A 5,309-nucleotide genomic window follows, 5' to 3' on the forward strand; every position below is an offset into this window, starting at 1 on the left:
GCGCGTCTGTGGTCGGCAATACTGCGATCAATGCCATCCGCAAACCGGCTTACGGGTCAGTGCGTGGGTTGATCGTAATTTTGCAGGACCGACTATGTGGCGCTGTTCAACACTCGCCATGGACGCACCGGGACGCTGTGGGAAGGACGGTACAAGGCTTGTCTCGTCGATACCGGGAGCTATGTCCTCGCCTGCTACCGCTACATCGAACTCAACCCAGTGCGGGCGCGGATGGTGGAAGGCCCTGAACGCTTTCCATGGTCCAGCTACAACTGCAACGCGATGGGACACACGGATGCGTTGCTGACGCCCCACCCCTGCTACCAGGGTTTGGGGCAAACAGCAGCACTACGCGTCGAGGCATATCGCGCCATCGTCCGCGAGTCGCTACCGGATGCCACTGTTGAAGAAATCCGCCTGTACTTGCAGCAGCAGCGTGCACTCGGACGGGATGCTTTCCGCAGCATGGTCGAAGCCAAGACCCTACGATTTGCAGGCGTTCGACCCGCTCACCGCCCACGAAAGCAGCCCGCTGCGACAGATAAGTGAATCTGACCCCGTTTTTGAACGATGTTTATCGCCCTTCCCGCGGTCCAACGGGCCAGTAGCCCGAGAACCCCTTGCATGGTCATCGGGAGCCAGGTGTGGAACCTCAGGAGGAGGCGCACGCGCAAACCCCAGCCACCGTGCAGGAAACTCCACGGCAACGGATGCGCCTGTGGGGGCAACGGCTCTGCATGCCTATTCCTCTTCAGCCTCTGGCTCATAACTGCCCATGTATGGCACCTCAACTCGAACCCTACCTTCATCGTTTATCCAAGGGAATATAAAGAATCTCCATAGATGTCGTTCCATATGACTGCTTAGCGAGGTCAGTTCCTTTATAGAAGACCAGTTCCCACTGGCCGAGAAGGTACGGCGGAGATCTCGACCGAACAGATCGATCCACCCACACAGTTCCAGGTCAGTCAATGTGCTCAGTAACTTACCTTCGTCGTCGAAGATTGTTTCGCCGCGCGAGTCAGAATGACCGAGTAGTTTCGCGATAAGCAGAAGTAGAGCGCCCAGGATAGAGGTTGCTTCTTTGAGAAGGCGGTCGAGATCTTCATTAGTTGCATAGGCTATACGTTCTGCTTCGATTATTTTTTTTGACTGAGCAAAAGTATCAAGCACCATCTCCCTATAGACGCCTCCGGCGGAGGGGTCTATATCTGCGCTCATCCATGCAGAGTAGTACGCCATGGGAACCCCATCCATGGGAGCGTAAAACAATGACTCCCACAATGAACTTTCCTGGTTCTTGGTGGCACTAAGAAAGGTAGATTCAAGCACAGCCGTGAAAGCGACCTGTGAAAGCATGGAGGTAAGAACATAGGCAGCGGTTGGATGAGTATCCGATTCCGCCTCCGATATAAGCTCATGCCCAAGCCATGACCTCATCACGATGCATGACTTGCGTTTTCCTTCTCTAACTACCAGAGCCGACGTTGCAACTCCTATAACTCCATCTAAGCTTGACGTATCCAATGGCGTTGCTGGTTCAAATCCACGTTCAAGTTCACGCAATTGCTTTTCATAGTCTGCCGCGAACATGATCTCATCTAGGTGGCCAAGATCTAGCGAACTCGACAGGTCATTAACAATCGCCGCCACCATCGCGGCGATCTTCTCTGCTTCCTCTTGATTTGCACATCCCTTAAAGCTGACCCGATAGGAGACTTTGGACATTGAACAGCACACAACTTGACCGGCGTCACCGCCACCATCAGATTCCGACTCGTGGGTGTAGCTGTCGCCGCCAAGCTCTTTATAGCTCCTTCTGGAATCAAATCTCCGCAGTGTCTCTGACACAATATCTGTAATGGCTTCCTTAGTTGCGCCACCAACTAGTCGGGATAGTGTTTCGAGTTCATAAGATATCTCCGAACTGACGAAGAAGGTCGAACTGCAACTAGCGGCAAGCTTGTTGAAATGGCCAAAGTAGCTTGATGTCGACTTCAGTGATTGACCCACTAAAACTTGTTTCGATGTTAACGGGACCACTATTGTGGCGACGCGTGATACGTCAGGTAGTAGATATGGCTGCGCAGTCAATCCATCCTCGCTTATAGCGATCGCAACACAATCAGGAAGTACAACATTTTCCGCACATCTATGAACGCGCCAACACAAGCTTGATAGATCCGACACTCTCTTATCTGGAGCGAGACCCAAGTTCAGAGCCTTTGCATGGCCCTCTCGCGTCATGGTCGGAACCGCAGTCTCAAGCTGACGAAACATTGACTCAAAGCCGGGAAGGGTCTGTGCGTAGAATTTATTGAAATCTTCTCTAACCATGAATATCAACAATCGCCGCAGCAGCGGCATTGGCAATCCATCTAGAATGGTGCCTTTAATCTTGTCGATAGCGTCATCCATTACCGTCAGCAAGATTGAATTAGGTTCGTGATCGTCCACTCCTAGCAGAGCACGCGTAGTCTCGTGGTCATCCAACAAGGAAGCCGCCCCCTCTATCAATCCCCGAACACCATGAGAGAATATTTCGCGAAGATAGGCGCCACGAATAGATAGATGAGCGACTACTTCAGCCGCAACGAGCGAATTTACCTGCTCTCCATCAGTAGTGTTACGCAGCTGATCGAGTAAAGAGCCAAGACGGATTTCGTAGTCTGTTATTCGATCATCAAGTGATTTTGATCCGTCAGCTGTGAGATCAGAGTAGAAGAATCGCTTAGCTGCAATGTCAAGTATTGACCCGCTGTACGGCTTTTCCCCATTCTTGAACACCCATGCTTGAGTGTCGTTGCCCTTTCTCTTGATCAGAAATCCTTTCAGGAGCATCCGTGGGATGTAGTGCTGTTTTCGTCCGGCCATTGCGATGCTTCCTGTTAAACATTTCGAGTGTTAGCCAGATAGTACATAGGGCCACAGAATCAATTGAGCAACAACTGGGGCCAGAGAGCACTTTTCCTACAGCTACACACGACAACTTCTCAGCGCCCTAAGCGATGCCGCACGCCATGCTTGCTGACAGTGCCGCCTTTGTCGAATGCCGCCAATGCCGCGTCAGCCCCGCCTCGATCTACCAGGTATTCCCCAACATATTGTCCAGCGCGGCAATGATCGCCAACCCTGCTTCTTTGCCGACATCGGCCGGCAGCGCTATCTACAGGACCTGCGCGAACTCGCCGTTGCTCTCGGCTGCCAGGTTCACGCCTATGTGCTGATGACGAACCACGTCCATCTACTGATGACCGCCAGCCACGCCGGACGTGTCGCCAGATTGATGCAGTCGCTCGGCCGTCGCTATGTGCGCTATGTCAACGATCACTACCACCGCACCGGCACCCTATGGGAAGGACGGTACAAGTCCTGTTTTGTCAACAGCGACGACTACATGCTGCGCTGTTGTCGATATATCGAACTCAATCCCGTTCGCGCCGGCATGGTCGCCGACCCGGCGGACTATCGGTGGTCGAGCCATCGCGCCAACGCCTTGGGCGAACCAGATTTGCTGGTCCATCCCCATTCCCGCTACCTGGCACTTGCCAGAACGGAACAGGCCCGCCGTATGATCTATCGCAACCTCGTCATGAGCGATATGGGCGAGGACGAAACCGCAGCCATTCGCCTTACCCTGCAACGGCAGCACGCGCTTGGCAATGACCGATTCCGCGACACCATCGAGCGTCAATTGGGCCGACGCGCCGGTCCGGCCAAGATGGGAAGACCAGTCAAGGCTAAGGGCCCGACCTAGGAAGGTGCACTTTGACCCTGATTCTACGAGCTGGCTGATTGGACCGGCGCCAATAGCTCCAAGCCGATCTAAAGTGGTGTGAGTCCCTCTCCCTCACGCTGGAAAGGCCGCCGGTGGCCGACTGAGCCGGTCTACGGGGGATAGTAGCCCCCCCGACACCCCGACTCGCGCGTGGTTGGCCGGACAAACAGGCTTGGTCCTCGGCCTTGGCATGACCTTTGCCTCTGGCAAATGGCGTTTTCGTATGTAATATGCTCGTTGAGTCGCGGGGGAACGACGTTGCCTGAACAGAATGCCCAAGCCGAAGCCATTGCCGGCCTCTTCACCGAGGCTGCAGATCGGGACTATGTGCTGATCAGCCATACGGTCAATAGACCCCTGCACAGCAAGCTCAGTCGCCTGATCGCGGCCAAGAAGCGTAACGACAAGTGCACCGTGTTCCTGACCACATGGGGCGGCGACCCTAACGGCGGCTATCGAGCGGCTCGTTGCCTTCGCCACCACTACAAGCACGTTCGTCTGGCTGTTCCGAGCTACTGCAAAAGTGCCGGCACTCTCATTGCCATCGCAGCGAACGAACTGGGCATTGGTGACCTGGGCGAACTTGGCCCCTTAGATATCCAAGTGCGTAAAGGCTCGGAACTTCAAGAGAACAGTTCGGGTCTAGATATAATGCAGGCCCTGCAAGCAGTCACCTCCCACACGCAGGACACGTTTCACCGGTTGTTGGTGGGTACCCGCAATCTCGGGTTGTCCACGAAGCTATGTGCCGAGTTTGCTGCCACGGTGGCCTCGGGCATCGCCGCGCCGCTGATCGGTCAGATCGATCCGATTCGGCTTGGTGAAATGCAGCGTGCTACCCGTGTGGCTTTTGAATATGGACAACGCCTTAACGGTCATGCCAGCAACCTCCAAGAGGGCGCGTTGGCCCGCCTGATAGGACAATATCCAGCCCATGGGTTTGTGATTGACCGTAAGGAAGCTACGGAGCTGTTCAACAAGGTGACGCATTTGACAGATGCTGAACGTGTTTTCTGCGATGCTTTCTGGGCGCTGGTCGAGCGCGAACAAGACGATTTCGACCCGATAATGATCGACCCTCCCACCTCTACCGAGGTTGCCAATGAGAACGCTAATGGACCAATCCCACAAAACGAAAAAAGCTTCGTCGAAGAGCCCAATGCAGGCTCTGATGGGGGCGAACCGGGCCGGCAGCGAGATAGCTCGGATACAACAGGAACAAGCGGACCGGGCGTACCAGTTCGCTCGATTGGCAGCGGCCGCCGCGGAACGAAAACCCGAGGCACAGGAAGCGCTTGACTGCTATTGATCGCGCGCCGTGCGAAATAAAAAGAATCCCCGCTGAGTCGGGGATTCTTTTTTTCTGCTCTCAGTGTAATTGCTGCTGGCAGCCCTCTTCACAATCGGTGAAGCACTTCAAACCCCAACCGGATTAACCTTCTCCACATCAATCTTGTACTGCTTGATGGCGCGGGCCACGTCCTTGCCGGTCATCTTGCCTTCCTTGGCCAGCGCGGCGATGGCGGCGTGG

The 5,309-nt window shown here is 54.7% G+C and carries 4 protein-coding genes; 3 read left to right on the forward strand and 1 reads right to left on the reverse strand.

Annotated features, from left to right (window positions below):
- Nucleotides 1–96 precede the first annotated feature (96 nt).
- Nucleotides 97–549, forward strand: a complete 453-nt coding sequence (locus tag CRO39_RS20675) for a hypothetical protein (RefSeq protein ID WP_141400880.1) — start codon at nt 97–99, stop codon at nt 547–549.
- A 192-nt stretch (nt 550–741) separates the two neighbouring features.
- On the opposite strand, the gene CRO39_RS20680 is transcribed toward CRO39_RS20675, so the two are convergent.
- The gene (locus tag CRO39_RS20680; RefSeq protein WP_141400881.1) at nt 742–2,874 is read right to left on the reverse strand and encodes a DUF4238 domain-containing protein; all 2,133 of its coding nucleotides are present in this window, start codon (nt 2,872–2,874) and stop codon (nt 742–744) included.
- Between the two features lie 184 nt (nt 2,875–3,058).
- Between CRO39_RS20680 and CRO39_RS20090 the strand changes: the two genes are divergently transcribed.
- Both CRO39_RS20090 and CRO39_RS20095 read left to right on the forward strand, forming a co-directional pair.
- Nucleotides 3,059–3,757: a transposase gene (locus tag CRO39_RS20090; protein WP_097123764.1), complete on the forward strand. Its 699-nt coding sequence runs from the start codon at nt 3,059–3,061 to the stop codon at nt 3,755–3,757.
- A 279-nt stretch (nt 3,758–4,036) separates the two neighbouring features.
- On the forward strand, nt 4,037–5,077 hold the full coding sequence (locus CRO39_RS20095; RefSeq protein WP_202926345.1) for an SDH family Clp fold serine proteinase: 1,041 nt from the start codon (nt 4,037–4,039) through the stop codon (nt 5,075–5,077).
- Nucleotides 5,078–5,309 lie beyond the last annotated feature (232 nt).

Source organism: Pseudoxanthomonas wuyuanensis (genome assembly GCF_900215535.1).
In the GTDB taxonomy this organism is placed as follows: Bacteria; Pseudomonadota; Gammaproteobacteria; order Xanthomonadales; family Xanthomonadaceae; genus Pseudoxanthomonas_A; species Pseudoxanthomonas_A wuyuanensis.

Coding starts and splice junctions, on each gene's coding strand:
- CRO39_RS20680 (WP_141400881.1), bottom strand. CDS start 2,874: ATGGCCGGACGAAAACAGCACTACATCCCACGGATGCTCCTGAAAGGA.
- CRO39_RS20090 (WP_097123764.1), top strand. CDS start 3,059: ATGCCGCGTCAGCCCCGCCTCGATCTACCAGGTATTCCCCAACATATT.